The organism is Halorussus ruber (genome assembly GCF_004765785.1).
Classification (GTDB): Archaea; Halobacteriota; Halobacteria; order Halobacteriales; family Haladaptataceae; genus Halorussus; species Halorussus ruber.
Genome location: NZ_SBIT01000016.1, coordinates 88,607 through 110,236 on the forward strand (window position 1 = coordinate 88,607; position 21,630 = coordinate 110,236).

The 21,630-nt window shown below is 64.2% G+C and carries 18 protein-coding genes; 5 read left to right on the top strand and 13 right to left on the bottom strand.

Features of this window, described 5'->3' with window-relative positions; translation table 11 throughout:
* Positions 1-129: 129 nt before the first annotated feature.
* On the top strand, positions 130-735 hold the full coding sequence (locus tag EPL01_RS18990) for a hypothetical protein (protein WP_135826858.1): 606 nt from the start codon (positions 130-132) through the stop codon (positions 733-735).
* Between the two features lie 148 nt (positions 736-883).
* A complete protein-coding gene (locus tag EPL01_RS18995) occupies positions 884-2,161 on the top strand; it encodes a hypothetical protein (protein WP_135826859.1) in 1,278 nt (425 codons plus the stop codon).
* 92 nt (positions 2,162-2,253) lie between these two features.
* Here the strand turns inward: EPL01_RS18995 and EPL01_RS19000 are convergent, their stop codons facing one another.
* From EPL01_RS19000 to mutS, 10 genes are all read right to left on the bottom strand, one after another.
* A complete protein-coding gene (locus EPL01_RS19000) occupies positions 2,254-3,258 on the bottom strand; it encodes a hypothetical protein (RefSeq protein ID WP_135826860.1) in 1,005 nt (334 codons plus the stop codon).
* A gap of 231 nt (positions 3,259-3,489) precedes the next feature.
* Entirely contained in the window at positions 3,490-3,714 is a 225-nt protein-coding gene (locus EPL01_RS19005) for a DUF8119 family protein (protein WP_135826861.1), read from the bottom strand.
* The gene (locus EPL01_RS19010) at positions 3,711-4,184 is read right to left on the bottom strand and encodes a universal stress protein (protein ID WP_135826921.1); all 474 of its coding nucleotides are present in this window, start codon (positions 4,182-4,184) and stop codon (positions 3,711-3,713) included. The genes EPL01_RS19005 and EPL01_RS19010 overlap by 4 nt, the downstream gene beginning before the upstream one ends.
* Before the next feature lies 1 nt (position 4,185).
* Complete coding sequence (locus EPL01_RS19015; protein ID WP_135826862.1) at positions 4,186-5,877, bottom strand: VC_2705 family sodium/solute symporter; 1,692 nt, start codon at positions 5,875-5,877, stop codon at positions 4,186-4,188.
* Positions 5,874-6,443, bottom strand: a complete 570-nt coding sequence (locus EPL01_RS19020; RefSeq protein WP_135826863.1) for a DUF4212 domain-containing protein — start codon at positions 6,441-6,443, stop codon at positions 5,874-5,876. Before EPL01_RS19020 ends, EPL01_RS19015 begins: the two co-directional genes overlap by 4 nt.
* Positions 6,444-6,534: 91 nt before the next feature.
* Positions 6,535-8,526, bottom strand: coding sequence for an acetate--CoA ligase (acs, locus tag EPL01_RS19025; protein WP_135826864.1), 1,992 nt, complete (start codon positions 8,524-8,526; stop codon positions 6,535-6,537).
* Positions 8,527-8,686: 160 nt separating this feature from the next.
* Positions 8,687-10,675: a bacterio-opsin activator domain-containing protein gene (locus EPL01_RS19030; protein WP_135826865.1), complete on the bottom strand. Its 1,989-nt coding sequence runs from the start codon at positions 10,673-10,675 to the stop codon at positions 8,687-8,689.
* Between the two features lie 557 nt (positions 10,676-11,232).
* The gene (locus EPL01_RS19035; protein WP_135826866.1) at positions 11,233-13,203 is read right to left on the bottom strand and encodes an acetate--CoA ligase; all 1,971 of its coding nucleotides are present in this window, start codon (positions 13,201-13,203) and stop codon (positions 11,233-11,235) included.
* 87 nt (positions 13,204-13,290) lie between these two features.
* A complete protein-coding gene (locus EPL01_RS19040; RefSeq protein ID WP_368279635.1) occupies positions 13,291-14,565 on the bottom strand; it encodes an orc1/cdc6 family replication initiation protein in 1,275 nt (424 codons plus the stop codon).
* Positions 14,566-15,653: 1,088 nt separating this feature from the next.
* Entirely contained in the window at positions 15,654-18,389 is a 2,736-nt protein-coding gene (mutS, locus tag EPL01_RS19045; RefSeq protein ID WP_135826868.1) for a DNA mismatch repair protein MutS, read from the bottom strand.
* Between the two features lie 267 nt (positions 18,390-18,656).
* Between mutS and EPL01_RS22525 the strand changes: the two genes are divergently transcribed.
* Positions 18,657-18,782, top strand: a complete 126-nt coding sequence (locus tag EPL01_RS22525) for a hypothetical protein (RefSeq protein ID WP_281275389.1) — start codon at positions 18,657-18,659, stop codon at positions 18,780-18,782.
* A 223-nt stretch (positions 18,783-19,005) separates the two neighbouring features.
* On the opposite strand, the gene EPL01_RS19050 is transcribed toward EPL01_RS22525, so the two are convergent.
* On the bottom strand, positions 19,006-19,203 hold the full coding sequence (locus tag EPL01_RS19050) for a heavy-metal-associated domain-containing protein (protein WP_135826869.1): 198 nt from the start codon (positions 19,201-19,203) through the stop codon (positions 19,006-19,008).
* Between the two features lie 181 nt (positions 19,204-19,384).
* On the opposite strand from EPL01_RS19050, the gene EPL01_RS19055 reads away from it, so the two are divergent.
* Positions 19,385-20,062: a DUF4396 domain-containing protein gene (locus tag EPL01_RS19055; protein WP_135826870.1), complete on the top strand. Its 678-nt coding sequence runs from the start codon at positions 19,385-19,387 to the stop codon at positions 20,060-20,062.
* Between the two features lie 124 nt (positions 20,063-20,186).
* Complete coding sequence (locus tag EPL01_RS19060; protein ID WP_135826871.1) at positions 20,187-20,531, top strand: four-helix bundle copper-binding protein; 345 nt, start codon at positions 20,187-20,189, stop codon at positions 20,529-20,531.
* Here the strand turns inward: EPL01_RS19060 and EPL01_RS19065 are convergent.
* Positions 20,528-20,812, bottom strand: a complete 285-nt coding sequence (locus EPL01_RS19065) for a DUF8152 family protein (RefSeq protein ID WP_246045759.1) — start codon at positions 20,810-20,812, stop codon at positions 20,528-20,530. The genes EPL01_RS19060 and EPL01_RS19065 overlap by 4 nt on opposite strands.
* Before the next feature lie 196 nt (positions 20,813-21,008).
* Positions 21,009-21,593, bottom strand: coding sequence for a Pycsar system effector family protein (locus tag EPL01_RS19070; protein WP_135826872.1), 585 nt, complete (start codon positions 21,591-21,593; stop codon positions 21,009-21,011).
* Positions 21,594-21,630 lie beyond the last annotated feature (37 nt).

Here is a 21,630-nt window from a genome sequence, read left to right on the forward strand (position 1 = left end):
CGGTAATCGTTCCGTATCAGACGGCATATACATCATTTAGGAACTAGATTGGAAGTCGCAAGTAAGTAGATTACGCTCTTTGAAACAACAGTTCGTTGACGTTATCACGTCCGCCTTCGGAACTTCGGTGTGGACTTCGTCATCTCAGACACGCACTTCGACCACGGGAACATCATCGACTACTGCGACCGGCCCTACGACTCGGTCGAGGAGATGAACGAGGACCTCGTGGCCAACTGGAACGCCGTCGTCGGCGAGGACGACGAAGTGGTCTTCCTCGGCGACCTGACGATGGCCGACGACTTCGGCGAGTTCTCGACGTGGGTGGAGCGACTGAACGGGACGATTCAGTTCGTCCTCGGGGACCACGACGAGTGGGTGATGCCGACCCTCGACGGCGTGGAGATACGCGAGACCTACCAGTTCGACTACGAGGGCGTGCCGTTCTACTGCGTCCACGACCCCGAGGACGCGCCCGGCAACTGGCGCGGGTGGGTCCTCCACGGCCACCACCACAACAACTGGCCCGACCAGTTCCCGTTCGTCAACCCCGACGAGCGCCGGGTCAACGTCTCGGTCGAACTGATAGAGTACACGCCGCTGGCGCTTCCGGCGTTGCTTGACTGCATCACCCGATTCACGTGGCTCGATTCCCCCCGACGACGTAGGCCGGTAACGCGGCGTCTCACCTCTGCTCGGCTTTTCTACCGTCCTCGTGGCCGGTTCGACTGGTAGTCTCCGGTCGAGTGGGCCTCGGTCCTCGGCAGACGCGCTTATAACCACCACGATTTATATAATTTCTATGGCGTCTAAATTCGGAGGCGAGTATATTATTTAATATCCTAGCAATAATTTTATTAATGACTATCGATTAATTTTTGTTGTGACCGACAGTAGAGAAGCAAACGACCGCACAGAATCGAACCTCAATCGCCGGACCTTCCTGAAAGCCTCCTCCGGTGCCGTCGTCGGCCTGAGCGCGGCGGGCCTCGCAAGTGCTGGCGACAGTGACCAACGAATCGAGGGGGAAGTCCCGTATCCGGACCACAGCAAACTCCTCGTCGATGACTCGCTCACATCGCTCACCCCGCAGTACGACCTCCTGACGCTGGACAAGAAGCGTCTCCAGACGCTCGTCGAGAAGGCCGGTCTCCGCGAAACCCAAGAAAACGAAGCCAAAGACGCCCTCAAGGACCTCTGGCAGAAGTACCCCGTTCGGAAGGTCCGAGACGGCAACGACTTCGTGTTCACGCTGGCGAAAGAGCGATCGAAGGGCGGCGTCACCAAAGACGAAGCGGACCGATTCACCACCGCGGCGTCGGCCGTCAACCGCGGATTCGGCAAGGAGAACGGCAACCGAAACGGCATCGACGCCCAGTGGTACGGGTCGATGCACAAGGACATGACCCGCCACACGCTGGAAAACGAGTTCGACCTCTACAGCTACGAGGAGGACGACATCGTCGAGGCCTCTCCGACTCCCGACTCGGACCCCTGCAACGGGTGCGGTCAGCTCGTCGAATCGGCCGACTGGCCGGACTGGGTCAAAGACGGCGTCAAGAAGGGACTCAACGAGTTCGCCCACCACTACGGCCACTACTACGACCCCAACCAGTACACCGTAGACCTCGGATACGGAATCACCATCACGTTCAACGGTCTCGGCGGCGCACCGTGGTTCTGCGACTACGAGATGGGCGAGGCCAAGAACACCTCCTACTCGACCAAGCGCGAACACCTCGGTCGCGCGCTCCACTACGTGCAGGACGTGTCGGTCCCGCTTCACAGCGGCATGGGTCTCGAACAGATGAACTTCGAGATTGACTGCGACTTCGACGGCTGTGAGGTCCTCGACCCCTACTACGACCTTCACTACAGCTACGAGGAGTGGGTGAAGAACAACTTCAACTCGGGCGAGAACTTCGTCGACGACTACGACAATATGCTGGCGTGGAACGGCGACCCGTGGGACTGCGTGTACGAAGTCGCCGACTCCGGCAACAGCTACTCCTACGAGGTCTTCCATCTCGTCAAGGAGAACGGCACCGACTTCGACAATTGGAACTCGACGGACTACAACGATTTGGTCGAGGCCACCGCGAATCCCGTCTCTCACGCTGGCGGCTACACGCACGCTCTCATCGACCAGATTTACGGCTAACGCCGCGATTCCGTCCTCCTCTTTTTGCGGGCCTCGGTCCCATCACGACCGGCGGACGACTCGTCACGGCCCCAAACGCCCGGCACGACCGCTCAGTCGTTCCTGATGCGTAGCGTCGTCCGGTAGTAGGCCCCGTCGTATTCGTAGTGGCGACTCCACCGTCGAACTCCTCGGTTCGGGTCCGGCGGAGTCGGATTTTCGATGTCGAGTCGTTCGAGGAGGTGGCTCAGTCCGTCGGAAATCGGCTCGCGCTCGGTGTAGATGCCGTTTCCGACGCTGATTTCGGTCACGATGTCGCGGACGTCGCCCGCCGCGTCGTCGAGCGTCGCGTCGATATGCGTCCGGAGAATATCGAGCAGCTCCGAGCGCGAACCGGCGACTCGCTCGGTCTCGTGGACGTAGCGCTTCGTCGTTACCGACCCCTTGGCGGCGCGGGCACGTAGCGTGCGTTTCTCGTCCAGAAACTCGGTGTCGGGTTCGACGCGGACGTACTCGAACGGCGGGTCCGGAACGAGTCCGCTCTCGTCGGGACCCATCGGCTCGAAGTAGACGACGCCGCGCTCACCGTGGTCTGCCGACGAGAGGTCTCGGTCGTTCACGACCGCCCCGATGGCGTCCTGTGTGGCTCGCTCGACGATTTCGGCGTCGAGTTCCGACAGTCCTTCGGCGGGGGCGTCCACGACGGTGGCATCCGCTGGCGCTCGCTCGACCGGTTCGAACCAGAACTCCCATCGGTCGAGCGACACGCTCTCGACACCAGTGACGCGAACGCGGTAGTAAGCGTCCTCGTGTTCGACGTAGGCGGGCGGCGGCGTCCCGCTCGGGTCGTAGGGGCCGAGCGGTTGAGCCACGGTCGCCAGTTCACCCGAGTCGAGCAACGTTGCGACGAGTTCGTCGGCGTAATGGCGGACGTGCAACGCTTGGCGTCTCGGCGACCACTGGAACAGTTCGAGGAGAGACGTGCCGCCGCGAGGACCACTCTGGAGGGAGTATCGCGCACCGTTCGAGGAGACGAACCTCGAACACCCGGCAACAATCGCGGTCGCACCGACGCCAGCAAGCCCGAGCAGTTCGCGCCGAGAGGGACAAGGACTCATCGGCCGTAAATTTTGTCGTTTATCGCATAAAATTACGTCGAGCCAGTGTCGATTCGCGGGTCGTCAATCCGGTGGCTCCTCGGGACTGCCGACTCGTGAGACGGGTAGCCGACGACGCTGACGAACGAACTCCGCGAGCGGAAGTGCACGCGCGCCGCCGTGAAAACGATTCTCGATTCCTACGTAAATATAAACAATTCTAAGAGCCTTCTATAGGATTTCCTAACCCGGTTACACCTCGTCGCGTGCCACCTCCAGCGAGGCGAAGAAGCCGTAGTAGGCCACCACGCCGCCCGCCAGCGACAGGTGGTAGGCCCACCGCGGAGCGGGCAGTACGTCGAACAGCATCGAGACGACGGCGACCCAGACGACGGCGAACACGAAGTCCGCGACCATCCCGTCTCGATGCTCCCGGACGTGGTTCCGAACCCGGTCGGAAATCGCCGCGAGGGTCACGACTCGGCCTCCTCGGCCTCGCGCTCGTCCACGACCAGCACCGAGCGGTGGGTCGAGCGCAGGACGCGCTCGGTGACGCTCCCGAGGAGGACCCGCGAGATGCCAGACCGGCCGTGGCTCCCCATGACGACGAGGTCGACGTCGTTGTTCTCGGCGAAGTCGGCGATGGCCTTGTGGGGTCGGCCGCCGCGGAAGTGCTCCTCGACCACGACGCCGCGGTCTCGGGCGCGCTCGGCGACCTGCTCGGTCGCTTCTCGGGCGCGGGTTTCGAGTTCGTCCATCTCGCCGAACCGGCCCTGTCGGATGCGGTCGACCTGCTCGGTGCCGAGGCTCATCTCGACCGCGTCGGTGTCCACCACGTAGAGGGTATCGACCGTCGCGTCGAACTTCTCGGCGATGTCGAGGGCCTCCTCGACCGCCAGTTCCGCCGTCTTGCTGCCGTCCGTGGGGATGAGGATGCGTTCGTACATCTCAGTCGTCCCCCTGCGTGCGTCCATCATCAGTCTGGACTCGTCCGCCGTCGGTCTGAACCTGTCCACCGTCGGACGCGACAACGTCCTCGGCGCTCTGCTGTTGGCCCATCGGTTCCGGGCTGTGACACTGCCGGACGATGCGCTTGATGCGCTCCGGCGGTTCGTCGGTCACCAGCGAGACGCCGATAGTGACGACGAAGACGATGGGCGTGCCCAGAAGCGCGGCCCCGACTGCGGGGAACAGGTCGGCGAAGGCGGGCACGACCGGTCCGGCGTCGGTGGCGAAGATGAGTTCGTTGAACACCGCGGCCAGCCAGATGAGCAGTCCAGTGGTCATCCCGGCGAGCGCGCCCTGCCGGTTGGCGTTCTCCCACCAGAGACCGAGGAAGAACATCGGGAACAGCACGAGACCAGCCAGCGAGAACGCGAGCGCGACCAGTTCGCCGACCAGCGCGGGTGGGTCCAGCGCGGTCACGGTCACGATTGCGCCGAGCGCGACGATGGTCGCGCGACCGATGAGGAGTTGCTGGCGCTGGGTCGCGTCCTCGTTGATGATGCTGGTGTAGATGTCGTGGGCGGCGGCAGACGACGCGGCGATGAACAGGCCCGCGGTCGTCGCAATCGCCGCGGCGATGCCGCCCGCCGCGACGAGGCCGACGAACCACGTCGGCAGGTTAGCGAGCTGCGAGGCCAGCACGACAATCACGTCGCCTTCGGCACCGCTCATGCCGTTCGCGCCGTAGACCGCGCCGACCTTGTCCGCGTAGAGGTCGGTCCCGAACGCGGCGAACGCCGGGGCGCTCAGGTAGAGCAGGCAGATGAAGAACAGACCCCACACGGTGGACCAGCGAGCGGTCCGCTCGCTCTCGACCGTGTAGAACCGGACGAGCACGTGGGGAAGCCCGCAGGTGCCGACGATGAGCGAGAACGCGGTGGCGACCCAGAGGTAGAATCCGCCGGTCGAGAACGGCTCGGTGAACTCGCTGTTGAGTTCCGAGAGGAGCGCGCCGTACTCGATTTGGGGCAGAACCGTCGAGTAGCCCTGCGTGAAGCCGACCGCGTAGAGTCCCGCGAGGAAGGCCACGATGAGGATGACGTACTGGACGGCCATGTTCTTGGTCGCGCCGAGCATCCCCGACAGCGCCAGATAGCCGACCGTAATGGCCATCATCAGGACGACCATCGTGGTGTAGTCGCCGCCGAAGACGTAGATGCCGACCAGTCCCATCCCGCGGGCCTGTCCGACCGAGTAGACGAACCCGATGAGGATGGTCGTCAGCGCGGCGATAGCTCTGGCCGTATCGGAGTCGAATCGGTCGCCCACGAAGTCGGGCGCGGTGTACTTCCCGAACCGGCGCATCTGGGCCGCGAGGAAGATGAGCAGGATGAAGTAGCCCGTGGACCAGCCGATGACGAAGGCCAGTCCGTAGTAGCCCGACAGCGCGATGAGCGCGGCCATGCCGAGGTACGACGCCGCGGACATCCAGTTCGCGCCGATCGCCATCCCGTTCTCGATGTTCCCGATGGAGCGGCCAGCGACCCACAGGTCCTCGGTGTCGGCCACGCGGAAGGCGTAGCCGATGCCGAGGAACAGCAGCAGCATCGCCGAGACCATGATGGCCGGAATCACCTTGAACGAGGCGTTGAGCGCGTCCGGCAGGAGGTCGAGCGGAACGGGGTCGAACGTCATTGGTCGGTCCCTCCGTCGGTCGCGGCGGCCTCGGCGTCAGTACTCGTCGCCGGGGTCGAGTGGTCGATGCCGTACTTCTCGTCCAACTGGTCGCGCTTCCGGGCGTAGACGAACGAGAGGACGAGCGCGCCAGTCGGCGCGCCGACCGCGGTGAAGAAGTAGTGCAGGGGGAAGCCCAGTATCGTCGTACTCGTCATGAAGTCGGTGGCGAGGTAGGTCGCGGTCACCGGCCCGAAGACGAACAGCGCCCACGCGCCGAACATCGTCCAGACGATGCGGAGGTGGTCGCGCATGAACGGCGTCGAGGGCTTGAAGATGTTGACCTGCGAGTCGAGGTAGTCGGTGTCGGCGGCTCGTCCGCCGGTCGCCACGCCGCCGTCGGTCCGCTTCGCTCCCCGACGAGGTTCGCCCGGTTCGGGCTCACCGCCGTCGGTCTCGACGGTGGGGTCGGTTCCGACCGCGGAGTCGGTTTCGGCCGCGGGAGTCGATTCTCGCGCTCCGCTTCGAGAGCTATCGTCTCGCTCTCGTGAGGGAATATCTGACTGTCGTGAGTTATTATCTGACATGGGTTTTCGCGTGTGATTTTGTCTGCCACATTTTTCGAGTGCGTTCGTCGTTCCGTCGCGTTCGCTTCGAGCGTCGAAAGGAGGAGAATCCTCAGTCGTCGCTTACTTTCGCTTCGATTTCGCTGACGATGTCCGGGTTCCGGAGCGTCGAGGTGTTGCCCAGCTCGTCACCGTTTGCGATGTCTTCCAGCAGTCGGCGCATGATTTTGCCCGAGCGAGTCTTGGGGAGTTCGGGCGTGAACACGACCGCCTCGGGGCGTGCGATGGGACCGATGGCGTCCTCGACGCCCTCGACGATGCGGTCGCGCATCTCGTCGTCGCCCTCGTAGCCGTCCTCGGTGATGACGTAGGTGTAGACCGCCTCGCCTTTGACCTCGTGGTTCCCGCCGACGACTGCGGCCTCGGCGACGCCTTCGACGCCGACGATGGCTGATTCGATTTCCATCGTGCCGAGGCGGTGGCCCGAGACGTTCAGCACGTCGTCCACGCGGCCCAGCACGGTGATGTAGCCGTCCTCGTCGATCTTCGCGCCGTCTTCCGGGAAGTAGACCCAATCCTCGGGGTCGTCGCTATCGGTGTCGGAGTACTCCGCCCAGTACTCCTCGATGTAGCGCTCGTCGTTGTTGTAGAGGGTGCGGAGCATCCCCGGCCACGGCTTCTGGACCGTGAGGTGTCCGGCCTGTCCGGCCTCGACCTCCTCGCCGCTGGGGTTGATGACTTGCACGTCGAGGCCCGGCAGAGGAGGCCCGGCGCTTCCGGGCTTCATGTCCTTGACGCCGGGCAGGGTCGTGACCATCATCCCGCCGGTCTCGGTCTGCCACCACGTGTCGATGATGGGACAGGACTCGTCGCCGATGTGCTTGTAGTACCACTTCCACGCTCGGGGATTGATGGGTTCGCCGACGGTTCCGAGCAGGCGGAGCGAGGAGAGGTCGTGCTTGTCGGGGAACTCGGTGCCCCACTTCATGAACGCCCGGATGGCGGTCGGCGCGGTGTAGAGTTGGGTCGCCTCGTACTCCTCGATGATTTCCCAGAGGCGGTCTCGCTCGGGGTGGTCCGGAGTCCCCTCGTACATCATCGTCGTGGTACCCAACGCGAGGGGGCCGTAGACGATGTAGGAGTGGCCGGTAATCCAGCCGATGTCCGCCGAGCAGAAGTACGTGTCCTCGGGCTTGATGTCGAGGACTGCTTGGGAGGTCCACGCGGTCCACGCCAGATACCCGCCCGTGGTGTGCTTGACGCCCTTGGGTTGCCCCGTGGTCCCCGAGGTGTACATCAGGAACAGCATGTCCTCGGCGTCTCGGGCGACCGGTTCGACTTCCGCGCCCTCGTGGTCCGCGACGAGGTCGCCGTAGTCGTGGTGGGTCTCGGCCATCGGGTGGTCGTAGGTGTCGCCGAGGCGGTCCACGACGACCACATCCGAGACCTCGTGTTCGACGCCCTCCAGCCCCTCGTCGGCCTTGGCCTTGTGTTCGAGGGGGTCGCCCCGGCGGTAGTAACCGTCGCAGGTCACGAGGTACTCGGAGTCGGCCGCGTTCATTCGCGTGGCGAGCGCGTCGGCGGAGAAGCCCGCGAAGACGACGCTGTGTGGCGCGCCGATTCGGGCGCAGGCCAGCATGGCGATGGGGAGTTCGGGTACCATCGGCATGTACATCGTCACGACGTCGTCCTCGCCGACGCCCATGTCGCGGAGCGCGGCAGCGAACTCGTTGACCTCGCGGTGGAGTTGTTCGTAAGTGTAGGTTCGATTCTCCTCGTCGGTCGGCTCGCCGACCCACTCGATTGCGGCCTCGTCGCCTCGGTCTTCGAGGTGTCGGTCGAGACAGTTGGCGGAGGCGTTCAGCTCACCGCCGGTGAACCACTCGTAGAACGGCGGGTTCGAGTCGTCCAGCACCGTCTCGTACTCCTCGTCCCAGTCGAGCAGGTCCGCGGCCTGCTCCCAGCACTCGGGCCACTCCTCGTCGAACGCCTCGTAGATGGATTCGTCGGAGACGTTCGCTTGCTCCACGAACGATTCGGGCGGTTCGAACCGCTCGCGGTCTTCGAGTCGGGCTTCGAGTTCGACGTCTTGTTCTTCCTGCATGAGCCACGTTCACAGTCCCGCCACCGGTATATAAGTGGGGGAACTAACTATCACAAACGCCGAAATTTAGTCGATACAGAGCTTGAAACGCGCCTTGGTAAATTTTTCCGACAGTAGGTGCGCGCTCGCTCGACTCGGAGTCGTCCGTGACGCTAGACAGTTAGTGTTGCTCGCCGTCCACGACGCGGCGGTCCGGACCGTCCAACACGGCGTCCAACACCTTCTGCTGAGCCTTCCGGAGGTGGTTGTGAAGCGTCGGCGAGGAGACCCCCATCGAGGCCGCCAACTCCTCGGCGGTGCTGCCGCGGGGCCACTCGAAGTAGCCCGCGAGGTAGGCCGCCCGGAGGACGGACTGCTGGCGCTCGGTGATGCGGTCGTGGACGGTCTGGCGGACGTTGGCGGCGCTCTGGACGGGTTCCTCGACCTCGCGTTTCGAGCGCAGGTTCGTCTTCGGGAAGGCCTCCTCGAGTGCTTCCACGACGCGGCGAACGTCCACGTGCCGGGAGAAGACCCCCGACACGTCGGCGACGCCGCCTTCGACCGAGAGGTCGCGGACGGTCCCGCCGCGCTCGACCAGCATCGGGGCGATAGACTCCCCCGAGACGGCGAACTCGAGGAGCGCGCCCTCGCCGTAGTCGCGGATGAGCCGGGCCTCGTCCACGGCGTCCGACGCTCCGACGCGTTCGAGAACGTCGCCGACCGCGGCCCCGCTCGCGGTGACGAAGTACAGCAGGGAGTGGTCCTCGACCGGGACGACGCCTTCGAGTTCGAACTCGCAGCCGAGGTCTGCCGAGGCGGCCACGAGGAACACCCCGCGGTCGGTGGTCCGGAAGGAGAGTTCGACCCCGGTGTCGGCCAGAAGCAGTTGCTTTCGCGCGATGGCGGTCAGGGTCCTCCCGACTCGCCGCCCGGCGTCCGACAGCAGGGTCCGGTCGGCCGACGAAAACGTTTCGTGGGCGACCACCAGCAGGCCGTGGACGGTCTCGCTCGACCGGAGCGGCGTGACCGCCAGCGAGCAGTCGGAGAGTTCTCCGGCGGTCGATGGCCCCGACGACGCCGACGGCGCGCTATCGGGCGACGCCGCCACGATTCTCACGTCGGGCGCTCGGTCGTCGGACTCGTCGGCGATGCCGTCGCCGTCCAGCACGCCCGCCGCGTCGAGGGCCTTCTCGGGGACGGCTTCGTCCCCTTCGAGGAGCGTTTCAGAGTCGCCGGACGCGGCGCTGGTCCGGGTTTCGCCGCGCTGGTCGCAGATCCAGACCGCCCGGTAGGTGTCCGCGAGTCGGTCGCAGGCGGCTTGTTCGGCGTCCTCGCTCGTGGAGGCGTCGGCGAGGGCTTGGCCGAGTTCGCTCGCGGCGGCGAGGAGACCCCGGTTCCCTCCCTCGCGGTGCGAATCGGCGCGGGTTCGCTGGCGGGCGGTCCCCGGATACTCCGCCGGTGGGCGAGCGCGGTCCGCCGGTGGGCGAGCGCGGTCCGCCGGTGGGCGAGCGTTGCCCGCTACCGGTCGAGTGTGGCCCGCCGGGGGACGCCCTCGACCGGCCGGAGGAGGCCCGCGGCCCGCCGAGTCGGCGAAGGCGTCCACGACCTCCGCCGTGGTGGGTTCGGTGAGGTACGGCGCGAGGCTCTGGAGGCTCCGCCACCCGCCGACGCGCTGGACGATTCGGGGCGGGACGCCCTCCTCGGCGAGGAGTCGCCACGCGAAGTGCTGGCGCAGGTCCCGGCAGGTCACCCCCTGCAAGTCGTCGGTCCGGTCGGCCACCTCCGAGACGAGCATCTGGACGCGCCGAGCGGACACGTCCACGAGGAGTTCGCGGCGGCCCACGTCGTTGACGTTGGCGAACTTCCGGAGGTCGTGGGCGACCGTCGAGGGGACGTAGGCCTCGCGGGAATCGGCGTCGTCGCCGACGCCCTCGACCGCGTCGTCGCCACCGTCGCTCTCGCGCACCGCGAGGAGGTAGTGAGTCTCGCCGCCGCGCTGGCGCTCGCGGAGGTCTCCGGGGCGAATCCGGGTTATTTCCGACGCTCGGAGGCCGACGCGCCCGGCCAGCGCCACCACGAGGTCCTCGCGGTAGGTTTCGGTCCGCCGCCGGAGGCGCTCGAACTCGGCGGTCGTGAGATACTCGTCTCGCTGGCGTGCCTCGCCACCCATTTCGTTTCGCGTTCTTTCGAGAAGCCGAATAAAACTTCCGTAACGATGGTTGACGTTTTGAGTGTGGAGGTGGTTGTCGTGGCGGATTGCTATGCGCTGGAGTCTGGTCGAGGGCGACAGTCGCAGGGATGAACGTTTCTTGAAGCCCCCACCCGCGACCGGGCGGCCCCTTCATCCCACCCACGGTGGATTGGTCGGCCGGTCGTCGCTCGGTGGACTGTTCCACCTCGGCGCGTGCGGGCGTGACGGCCACGCCGTCACGCCTCGCGCGCGAGGGACGAGGACCGCAGGGAGCAGCGCGACCGAGGACCGCAGGAGGTTGGGGAGGACGAGGTTGCGGTGCGGTTGCGGGAGACCCCTAGGCTCGAGCCTGAAGCTAGCTCTGCTCGACTTCTCTCGTTTCTCTGCCCACCGAACAAATACCGACCCACAAACGTATTTATTAAAGAATTGTATATAGATGCTAAAGCAATGGAAATATTTCCTGTCGATACAAAGTCGGTCTCCCGCTCACTCGATTTCACATCCTCACAAAGTCACGAAGCTTCTCGTAAAATCTACCGGTCCAGAAGCGATTCGAGTTCGCCGACGACTTCGGGATTCCGGAGCGCGCTGGTGTCGCCGAGGTCCTCGCCGTTGGCGATAGCGGCGAGGTAGCGCCGGACGACCTTGCCCGAGCGGGTCTTGGGGAGCGAGGGCGCGAACGTCACCACGTCCGGGGAGGCGACTCGGCCGATGGCCTCCTCGACTGCCGCCCCGACGCGCTCGCGGAGCGCGTCGTCGCCCGCGACGTTCGACTCGGGGCTGACGAAGGCGTGAATCTCCGGGTCGGCCAGCGCCTCCTCGTCGTCGCCGACGACGACCGCGGCCTCGGCAACCCCATCGACGCCGACGATTGCGCTCTCGATTTCCGTGGTGCTGAGCCGCCGGTCCGAGACCTTCAGCACGTCGTCGGCCCGCCCGAGGAGGTGGAGGTAGCCCTCCTCGTCGCGGACCGCGTTGTCGCCCGTGGCGTACTGCCACTCGCCGTCTATCCTGCGAGTCCGGCGCGCGCCCCAGTCGGTGCCCTCGCAGAGCGACCGGGCCATCCCCGGCCACGGGCGCGTCACGACGAGTTGGCCCGACTCGCCCTCCTCGACGCGGTGGCCCGTCTCGTCCACGACCGCGGTCTCGATGCCGGGGAGGCTCTTGCCCACCGCGCCGGGGCGCATCCGGTCCGCGCCGGGGAGCGTCGAGAGGACCATCCCGCCGGTCTCGGTCTGCCACCACGTGTCCACGATGGGGCACTCGCCGTCGCCGACGTGGTCGCGGTACCAGTGCCACGCCGTCGCGTCGATGGGTTCGCCGACAGTGCCCAACAAGCGCAGGGAAGACAAGTCGTGGCTCTCGGGATGCTGTTCGCCCCACTTCATGAACGCCCGGATGGAGGTCGGCGCGGTGTAGAACACGTCCACCCCGTTGCGCTCGATGATTTCCCAGACGCGGTCGGTCTCGGGGCTGTCGGAGGTGCCCTCGTAGAGGACCGTGTTCGCGCCGAGGGCGAGGGGGCCATAGACCGCGTAGGAGTGGCCGGTAATCCACCCCACGTCGGCCGAACACCAGTGGGTGTCGTCCGGCCCCAAGTCGAGGACCGCGTGGCTGGTCCACGCGACATGGGTCAGATACCCGCCGGTCGTGTGGCGGACCAGCGTGGGTTCGCCGGTCGTGCCGGAGGTGTAGATGAAAAACAGCAGGTCGTCGGTCTCCCGCGAGACGGGTTCGACTTCCGCGCCCTCGTTGGCCGCCACCAAATCGGCGTAGGCGTAGTGGTCGCCCACCGACCGGTCGTCGTCCAGTCGGTTCACGACGACTTGCTCGACTTCGTGGTCGGCCGAGACGCAGGCGTTGTCGGCCCGGCGCTTCAGGTCGAGGGCGGCCCCGCGCCGGTAGTAGCCGTCGCAGGTCACCAGATACTGCGAGTCCGCACCCTCCAGACGAGTCGCCAGCGCGTCCGCCGAGAATCCGGCGAAGACGACCGAGTGGGGCGCGCCGATGCGAGCGCAGGCCAGCATGGCGACCGGCAGCTCGGGAATCATCGGCAGGTAGAGGGTGACCACGTCGTCCTCCTCGACGCCCAACTCCCGCAGGGCCGCGGCGAAGGCGTTGACCTCCTCGGCGAGTTCCCGATAGCTGTAGGTCCGCGTCTCGCCGAGTTTCCCCTCCCACGTCACGGCCGTCTCCTCGCCCCGGCCCTCCTCGACGTGGCGGTCCACGCAGTTGTACGAGGCGTTGAGTCGCCCGCCGGGGAACCAGCGCGTCGTTCTTTCGTCGTCCGCGTCGTTCGCATCGTCCGCGTCGTTCTCGTCGCCCTCGTCCAGCACCGCGTCGAACCGGCGGTCCCAGTCCAGCAGGTCCGCGGGCCGCTTCCAGCACTCGGGCCACCCCGCCTCGCGGAGGGCATCGCGGTCCGCCGCCGTGACGTTCGCTCGCTCGACGAACGACTCGGGCGGGGACACCCACTCGCGCTCGTCCGGACTCCTGTCGGCCATTCGTTTCAGGTTTCGCGTAAATAGGGAAAAATCGTTCGCCTTTTGGCGGTTGGCCCGGCGAGGAAATATCTCGCTCGGCGGAGAAAATTACTCGTCGCTCGCCAACTGCGCCCGGACGACCGCCGTGACCTCGTCCTCCGAGAGGTCGCCCAGACGCGAGTCTTCGCCGAGCGTCGCCATGATGGTCGCGGGTTGCTCGTTGAAGGTGAACTCGATGAACATCCCCGAGGAGGGGCCGTGGCTCTTGCGCTCGGACTCCACGATGGAGTACGTCGTCAGCTCCTTCATCTTGTTGACGTAGGTCTCCTGGTGGTACTGGTCGGTGTCGAGCGCGTCGGTCAGGAACCGGTAGACCTGATAGCCAGTCGTACTCCGGGCCGAACTGCTTCCGCTCTGGCTCGCCACCGCGGCGGTCGCGTACAGACAGAGCTTCTTCTGGGTGCTGATGCCCCGAGTGACCTCCAGCACGCGATTGCGCTCGACTTTGTCCTGTGCCTTCCGGACGTGGTCCTCGCTGACTCGGTCGGCACCCTCGCGCTCGGCGAGGTCGCCCGCGACTCGCATCAGGTCGATGGCCTTCCGGGCGTCGCCGTGGGTCTGGGCCGCGAACGCCGCGGCGAGGGGAATCACGTCGTCCTCCAGCACGTCGTCGTAGAAGGCGTCTTCACGATGGCGGAGGATGGCGCGCAACTGGTTGGCGTCGTAGTCGTCGAAGTGAACGTCCTCGGGCGTGAACGAACTCAGCGCCCGGCTCCCCACCGATTCGAGCATCTTCGTGTCGTTCGTGATGGCCGCGATGGAGACCCGCGCCGTGATGTCGTTGCTCGACCCGGCCCGCGAGAGCTGATAGAGCAGGCGCGAGAAGGCGGGTTGGTCCTTGTCGCGGCGACCCACCAGCATGTCCAACTCGTCCAGCACGAACACGACCGTCTCGTAGTTCTCGTTGACCAGTCGGTAGAGTTCGCGCCACTTCTCCTTGGTCGAGACGCCGTGCTGGGGCACTTCCACCGGGACACCGGCTTGGTCGGCGACTTTTCTGGCGAGTTCGTAGACCGCCGACCCGAGGGTCCCGATGTCCTGACAGTTCATCTCGATGACGCCGAACCGAATCCCCCGGTTGTCGCAGAGCCGACCGATGTTCTCGCAGACCGCGTTGATGATGAGCGACTTGCCCGTCCCCGACGGGCCGTAGAGAAAGAGGTTCGGCGGCCGGTTGTCGCCGATGGCGACCCGGAGCATCTTTGTGACTTGGGTCAACTGCTCGTCCCGACCGACGATTCGCTCCTCCTCGACCACCTCGTTGGGGTTCAGCAGCGACCGATTTCGGATGAGCGACTTCTGCTCGTCGAACTCCAACAGCATCTCCTCTATCGACTTCGACTCGGGTGCGGACTCGTCGGCGGAATCGGACTCGTCCCCGGTTCGAGACCGGCCTTCGACCTCGGTTTCGAGGACGTTCGATTCGGTCCTGCGAACGTCCGGGTCGAGGTCGGGAGAGTCGAGGTCGGGTCCGTCAGATTCAGTCCCGCGAGCGTCAGATAGCGGTTCAATCTCCGCCTCGGTTCCGCGAGCGCTTGGGTCCGGGTCTGAGTCCGTGTCCGGATTTGTGTCCGAGTCCGAGTTCGTGTCCGTGCCCGAATTCGTACTTGAGTCCGAGTTCGTGCCCGAGTCCGGCGCGTCCGTCGAGAGAGAGTCCACCTCCGATTTCCGCAGTACAGCGTCCCCGTCGTCGTCGTTTCCAACTGGGGCGTCGGAATCCATGCTTCGGGGGTCTCGTTCCTTCCATTAAACGTTGCCGTTATCGATGTGTGTTCGCTGGGTACACCTCGGGACGGGATTGGATTCCGGAAACTCGAAATCGAGAGCGGGGTTTCTCTCGGAGGTCCGACGAAGTGTCCGGGCAGTCGTCGTTTCGAGTAAAGGTTCGGTCAGAGACACCTCTATCGAAGTGTTCGGGGGGATTTGGTGGGTGGGGGTGGCCCCACCCATCCCGGCGAGAGTGCTGGCGAGTGTCAACAGAGAGGACGGATAATCCGCAGTAGAGGACCTATCGTGGCTATTCTTTGGAATTTCGCTCGACTAGTCGGAATCCTCGACTTCTCCCGAAAAGGACTCCCACTCACCTCTATCGAAGTGTTCGATGTGTTCGCTCCGTATCTTTCTACACGAGGAGAAATCAACAAAAGACGGACAGAACGAGTCAAAACCAGTCGATTCCGCGTCGAGGACTCTCTCCCCACCCACCCTTACCAACGAAACACATCGATAGAGGTGTCTCCGTGTGTGTCTCCCCAGTAACTAACACTTCGATAGAGGTGTCTCGTCTGAAGGACAATTCTTCCACCCTTCCCAACCTCCCGGCGAAACACTTCGATAGAGGTGTGGGAAGACGTTTCAGACCCCGTCGTTTTTCGAGACAGACCCCATCGTCTTTCAACTGTCGCCGTCTTTCAACTATCGCCGTCCTTCAACCGCTCTTTCCACGCCTGCACCTCGTTCAGCAGTTCCACGGGCGCGGTCTCACCGACCGAGAGGTCCGCAATCTCTTCCAGCACCTCCTCGGCACCGTCGCCGAACTCCTCGCGGAGGTCGCCCGAAGGTTCCGACTCGTCGTCGGTCGAGTCTGAGTCACCCTCGCCGGTCGCCTCCTGCACCCCCGTTTCCGTCTTCATCTGGCCGCTTCCCACGTCGAAGACCACCTGCTTCGTCCCGCCGGAACCGCCTCCGCCGCCCTTCGCCTCGATGGCTTCCTCCTCGCGGAGTTTTTCGAGTACGTCGCGCGACCGGTCTACGACCGGGTTCGGCACGCCCGCGAGGTCCGCGACGTGAATCCCGTAGGAGCGGTCGGTCGGCCCCTCCTCGACGGTCCGGAGGAAGGTCACGTCGCCGTCCGATTCGTCCGCCGCGACGTGGACGTTGTGGACCCTGTCGAGGTGGTCCGCGAGCGTGGTGAGTTCGTGGTAGTGAGTGGCGAAGAGCGTCTTTGCACGGACCTCGTTGTGGAGATACTCCGTCGCACTCCACGCAATCGAAATCCCGTCGTAGGTCGCAGTACCCCGGCCCACCTCGTCCAGAATCACGAGCGACTCGTCGGTCGCGGAGTGGAGGATGTTGCTCAACTCCTGCATCTCGACCATGAAGGTAGAGCGTCCCTGCGCGAGTTCGTCCAGCGCGCCGACCCGAGTGTAGATTCCGTCCACGAGGCCGATTTCCGCGGAATCGGCCGGAACGAAACTCCCGATTTGCGCCAGCAGGGTAATCAGCGCGACCTGCCGCATGTAGGTCGATTTGCCCGACATGTTCGGCCCCGTGACGACCAGAAACTGCCTGTCGTCGCTCATCCGCAAGTCGTTGGGCACGAACTCGGTCGTCCGCTCCACGACGGGATGGCGGCCCGCCTCGATGTCGAGGTCGCCCGACTCGCGCAGTGTCGGCCTGACCCAGTCGTTCTCGACCGCGTGGACCGCCAGACTCGCCAGCGCGTCGATTTCCGCGAGAGCGCGGCCGACCGACTGGAGGAGGTCTGCTCTCTCCGCAATCTTCTCCCGCAGTCTCGAAAACAGCTCGTACTCCAAGTCCCCCCTCCGCTCCTCCAGACGGAGAATCTGGCGCTCGCGCTCGTCCAACTCGTCGGTGGTGTATCGCTCGGAGTTTTTGAGACTCTTGAGGCGGTCGTAGTGGTCGGGGACTTTGCCGGTCTCGGAGTTGCCGACCTGAATGTAGTAGCCGTCGGTCTTGTTCCGGTCCACCTGCAAATGCGTGATGCCGGTCCGCTCCTTCTCACGGTCGTCAAGCGTGGCTATCCACTCCCGGGCCTCCTCGTGCTGGTCGATGAGTTCGTCCAACTCGTCGTCGTAGCCCCGCCGGAAGAGGCCGCCCTCGGTGACGGTGCCCGGCGGGTCCTCGGCGATTGCGCCCAACTCCTCGCGGAGGTCCGCGGCGGCCTCGCGGTCGGGGCGAGTGGCAATCTCCGCGAGCGGCGAGTCGGCCAGTCGCGGGTCCGAGGAGATAGCGTCGGCGACTTCGGGCAGGAGCGCCAGCGTCTCTCGAATCCGCAGGAGGTCCCGAGCGTCGGCGCTCCCGTGAGCGCACTTGCTCGCCAGTCGTTCGAGGTCGTAGGCTCCGTCCAAGGTCTCTCTGACCGTCTCGCGAGCAAGCGCCGAGTCGGCGAATGCGGCCACCGAATCCGCCCGCTCCCGAAGCGTCGCCAAATCACGCCGAGGACGCTGGAGCCACTCTTTCAGGAGGCGCTTGCCCGGACTCGTCACGGTGTGGTCGATGGTCGCAAAGAGCGACCCCTCGCGGTCGCCCTGCATCGTCTCGGTGAGTTCGAGGTTGCGCTGTGTCGTCGCGTCGAGCGAGACGTGGTCGTCGCCCTCGTAGCTCTGGAGGCGGGTCATCGAGGCCAAGACCGCGGTGCCGGTCTCCTCGACGTAGGAGAGGAGCGCGCCCGCCGCCTGTACCGCTGGCTGTTCGTTTTTGGTCGTTCCGCCGTCGTCCAAGCCGACGCTGGCGAGCGTCTCCTCCCCGAACTGCGCTTTGGTCTCGTGGGTCGCGCGACCCGGCGCGAAGGCGTCGGCGCGGTGGAGGGTCAGCGTCGCGTCGGTGTGTTCGCGGAGTCGTGAGAGGAGCGCGTCGTCGTTGCGGACCTCGGGGCCGGGCAGGACCTCGGCGGGGTCGAAGCGGTAGAGTTCGGTGAACACCCGGTCCGCCGCGCTGTCGGCGTCGGCCTCCTCGATTTCGGTCACGAGGAAGCGTCCGGTCGTCACGTCGGCGAAGGCCAGTCCGTACCGCTCCGGAGCGACCCGGACGACCGCCGCGAGGTACTGGGCGTCGGCGTCGGTCGTCTCCAGCAGAGTTCCGGGGGTCACGACGCGGGTAATCTCGCGGGCGTGACCGTCGGGCGTCTCGTGCTGGTCGGCGATTGCCACCCGATACCCGCGCTCGACCAACTGCTTGAGGTGTGGCGTGAGTTTGTCCACCGGGACGCCCGCCATCGGGTAGCTCGACCCGTGAGACGACTTCTGAGAGACTTTCAAGTCGAGGAGGTCCGCGACCTCCTCGGCGTCCTCGCCGAAGAACTCGTAGAAGTCCCCGACCTGCATCACGAGGTAGTCGGCGTCGGTCTCGGCCTTGAGCGAGAAGAACTCGCCGACGATGCCCCCGACCTCGCTGGCCTCAGACACGACGACCACCGCCGGAGCGGGGCGAACCTGCAAGTAGAGCCACGAGCGAATGCGCGAGTAGAGTCATAGTCGAGAGACAGGGGCGACGCCGACTAAAACGGCACGGGTTCGGAGTGAAAGTGGTCGGGGTTCGTGAGGGAACCGACCGACGAAGAAAACTGGCGTGGAAGATAGACAATAAAGACTATCCGAAGCGCCTCACTCGTTTTTCGTAGCACGCGGCGCTGGGCATCGTCGCGTGCGGAGAAATCGCTGCCCAGAGCAAAGATGACACGACGTAGCAAGGAGATTCCGGCCGCCTTCATTGTTGGCGGCTGTACCCTCATCGGCAGTGGGATGCCCTTGGGTTGGCCGCTTTTCATGGCCGGAATCGTGCTGACGATAGTCGAATAGACTTCAACCAAACACCTTTTTCGTAGCATTCGCGTGAACGACTACTACTTTCGGTCGCGGTCGAAGCCTAGTCGTCGTCTACCGACAGTCGAAGATAGTCCGGGGACGAGTGATAAAGTTTGGGAAAATAGCTATTTTGGTCTGGATAGACGGCAAAAGACAATACAAGGCCAACTCTAGTAGACAAAAATATTGCTTAAAAGAATGAATACAATTCTCTCGCTCAGACCTTCGCCGTGTACCCGGCGTCCTCGACCGCGGCCACGAGGTCCTCGTCGGAGGCGTCGCCCTCCACGGTCACGCTGTCGGTCTCGTTGTCGGCCTCGGCGTCGGTCACGCCCGGCAGGTCGCGCAGCGCGTTCTCGACGTTCTCCTCACAGCCGCCACAGCTCATGCCTTCGACGGTGATTTGTTTCGCCATGTCTCCCAGTAGGGGAGTCTCCTTTTTCGCACTTTCCCCTTCGATTCCAAACCCATCTCCGCCGTCCGGTTTCGAAGACGAACCGTTTCCGGGCGAGCCGCCTTCGACACGGGTTCGACCGTCGCGGCGAACGCGTAGACTAGCCACAATCCCGTAAAATCTGAAGTCCGTACATCACGATATGGGAATCCAGCAGGCGTTACAGAACGTTCTGACGAATCCCGCCTTTCTGGTGGGCTGGGGAACACTGGTCGCCATTTCGCTCGCTGTTCTCGTCTGGGACCTCTGGAAGAACAACTCCGAAATCGAGAGCCTGATGAAGTTCGTCTGGGGCTTCACCGTGCTGTACTCCGGCCCGCTCGGCCTCGCGGGGTACTGGTGGTCCGGCCGAACCCAAATCGACCACGACTCGCTGTGGCGCAAGGCGTTCCGGTCGGTCAGCCACTGCTACTCGGGGTGTGGCACCGGCGAGGTCCTCGGGTTCTCCATCGCTATCGGCCTGTTCGCGTTCAAGACCACGGGTACTCTCGTCCTCACCTTCGCGCTGGCGTACTTCTTCGGCTACCTGATGACGGTCGGTCCGCTGATGCAGGAGGGCGTCGGCCTGAAAGAGGCGCTCTGGGACGCCTTCTACTCGGAGACGGCGAGCATCACCGTGATGGAAATCGTCGCCATCAGCACCGACATCTGGCTCGCGGGCGAGGCCGGAATCGGTGACGTACTGTTCTGGACTGCACTGGCGTTCTCGCTCTCGATGGGCCTGCTCGCGGCCTACCCGGTCAACCTCCTGCTCATCTACTTCGGCGTCAAGGAGGGGATGATGAACCCCGCCGAGATGGGGACGGAGATGGGCGTCTGAACCGAGTTCGGAGACGGCGAGGGGCCTCCGAACCGAGTCCGGAGTGGGAGCGTGCGTCCGTGTCCAGACTTTCCGGAACTGGCCACAATCGATTTTCCGGTCTTCGCCGTGTCTCTGCATTGCGATGGCACTTTCAGAACTCGACCTGAGCGACCTGGAGAACGACTGCATGGACAACTGCCTCGAAGCGGTGCAGGCCTGCGAGTGGTGCGCCGACGAGTGTCTCGACGAGGAGATGGACATGTCGCGGTGCATCCGACTCTGCCGGGACGTCGCCGACCTCGCCAGCGATAACGCCCGGTTCATGGCGCGCAACTCGAACTACAGCGACGAACTCGCCGAGGCCACCGCCGGGGCCGCCGAGGAGTGCGCCGAGGAGTGCCGTCGTCACGACCACGACCACTGTCAGGTCTGCGCCGAAGTGGTGGCGGCGTGCGCCGAGTCCTGCCGCGAGATGATGCAGGCCTAGAGCCTCGATTCGATTTCCTCGACCAGCTCGCGCGCCGCCGCGACTCGCCGGTCGGCCGCCTCGCTCCCGGTCTCCTCGACGTTCGAGAGGAGCATCCGGACCTGTCCGACGCGCTTTTCGATGACCGCCTCGGGGACCTCCTCGCCGACTGCATCCCCGGCGACCGCTTCGGCCTCGCCGAGCCATTGACTCGCTCGGGCCTCGACGGGCAACTCCGCGGTCGCTTCGAGTTCGGCGTGGAGGTCGGCCAAGAGGTCCGAGCGGTCCTTAGAGTAAGTCAAATACGGTCACACAGAAGTCTGTCGGCAAAAGGGTTTCTACTCGTCCTTGTCGCCGCCGCTCTTACTTAGCTGTTCTCTCGTAGGACGAACTTCGCCATCTTCAATATAGCATGCGTCCCCGAGAAGGTCCCGAACTCGTTCCTCGGAAGACGTGAGTTCCGTATCGTCCGTTTTCTGTAGTCGACGGCTCATGGTACTAACCCGTATCCTCGTTTTCTTCGTCTGTCGTTAAATATGCTTCGTCGCGTATATAAAGACAAAGCGATCCGACGAAGATAGCTCCGAAGAACAGCGTTGACAGCTCAACGGCATCCGGAAGCGAAACTAGATAGTAACCTACAGCAAACATCAATGAAAAGAGTGCCCCGACGAGTGCGGCGAGAGCGTATCGAAACCGTCTCGCGTTTTGGTCGATAATGGGCCTATTTTCTCGGATCGAGTCCGCGTACGCTCGTAGGATAGCAGTCCGATATGTTTCCCGTTGAACGTCCTTTTTTCGAGCCAGATTATCTGCGATATTGGCGCTTAACCCGTAATCAAATTTTGTACTCAAGTATGTTATCGTGGCATATACCAGCGAAATAAGCAGGCCAAATACCCCGATAACGAGTGCGAAAGCGCCAGCAATCGACCCGGTATCAATAAAATCACTCGTACTCGTCATCGTTGGGAGGATGCGCGCCACGGTCGCAATTACACCCAAAAGTACGCCAACGAAACTAATCAGGCGAGCAGACTTGTTATCAATTCCGTCTAACGTCGAAACCTGAATGTCCAGCATTCGTTCGAAGCGGTCGATAGCGTCTTGTCGTGGTTCG

Bases quoted from the DNA above. Each gene is read 5' to 3' on its own strand.
- EPL01_RS19000 (WP_135826860.1), bottom strand. From the start codon at position 3,258: ATGAGTCCTTGTCCCTCTCGGCGCGAACTGCTCGGGCTTGCTGGCGTC.
- EPL01_RS19010 (WP_135826921.1), bottom strand. From the start codon at position 4,184: ATGTACGAACGCATCCTCATCCCCACGGACGGCAGCAAGACGGCGGAA.
- EPL01_RS19015 (WP_135826862.1), bottom strand. From the start codon at position 5,877: ATGACGTTCGACCCCGTTCCGCTCGACCTCCTGCCGGACGCGCTCAAC.
- EPL01_RS19020 (WP_135826863.1), bottom strand. From the start codon at position 6,443: ATGTCAGATAATAACTCACGACAGTCAGATATTCCCTCACGAGAGCGA.
- acs (WP_135826864.1), bottom strand. From the start codon at position 8,526: ATGCAGGAAGAACAAGACGTCGAACTCGAAGCCCGACTCGAAGACCGC.
- EPL01_RS19030 (WP_135826865.1), bottom strand. From the start codon at position 10,675: ATGGGTGGCGAGGCACGCCAGCGAGACGAGTATCTCACGACCGCCGAG.
- EPL01_RS19035 (WP_135826866.1), bottom strand. From the start codon at position 13,203: ATGGCCGACAGGAGTCCGGACGAGCGCGAGTGGGTGTCCCCGCCCGAG.
- EPL01_RS19040 (WP_368279635.1), bottom strand. From the start codon at position 14,565: ATGCTGTTGGAGTTCGACGAGCAGAAGTCGCTCATCCGAAATCGGTCG.
- EPL01_RS22525 (WP_281275389.1), top strand. From the start codon at position 18,657: ATGACACGACGTAGCAAGGAGATTCCGGCCGCCTTCATTGTTGGCGGC.
- EPL01_RS19050 (WP_135826869.1), bottom strand. From the start codon at position 19,203: ATGGCGAAACAAATCACCGTCGAAGGCATGAGCTGTGGCGGCTGTGAG.
- EPL01_RS19055 (WP_135826870.1), top strand. From the start codon at position 19,385: ATGGGAATCCAGCAGGCGTTACAGAACGTTCTGACGAATCCCGCCTTT.
- EPL01_RS19060 (WP_135826871.1), top strand. From the start codon at position 20,187: ATGGCACTTTCAGAACTCGACCTGAGCGACCTGGAGAACGACTGCATG.
- EPL01_RS19070 (WP_135826872.1), bottom strand. From the start codon at position 21,593: ATGCTGGACATTCAGGTTTCGACGTTAGACGGAATTGATAACAAGTCT.